The sequence below is a fragment of the Enterobacter cloacae complex sp. P16RS2 genome (assembly GCF_014982155.1).
GTDB lineage: Bacteria > Pseudomonadota > Gammaproteobacteria > Enterobacterales > Enterobacteriaceae > Enterobacter > Enterobacter cloacae_M.
Map to the genome: position 1 here is coordinate 1 of NZ_JADCKW010000109.1, position 328 is coordinate 328.

The 328-nt window shown below is 32.6% G+C and carries 1 protein-coding gene; it reads right to left on the minus strand.

Features of this window, described 5'->3' with window-relative positions; all coding sequences use genetic code 11:
- On the minus strand, positions 1 to 323 hold a 323-nt coding region (locus tag INF68_RS23560), incomplete at its 3' end, for an EpsG family protein (RefSeq protein ID WP_370552488.1).
- Positions 324 to 328: the final 5 nt, after the last annotated feature.

Sequence of the window (328 nt, forward strand, 5' to 3'; positions counted from 1 at the left end):
GGCTTGTATTGGTCTGAACTCAAATAGAAATTCAGTTTTTGACTTGCTATTGAGCCAACCGGTAAAACCCCGAGCGCAAAATTTAATATACTGTTTGAAAAAAAGAAAAAAAGGCAACTTACACTCAACAATCCGTAACTTAATATTTTATTTAGCTTGCCAGAGTATACAGGTATCAAAAACAACAGTGCAATCAAGGCTGTTATATGAAAGGTAGAAGCCAGTAAAATTAAAAGTAAAAATTTCTTTAACTCCCTGCAAATTAATTTTCGGAACGAATACATTAAAATGGACATTTCAAGAGCTTGCCTAATAGACTCTATCTAAA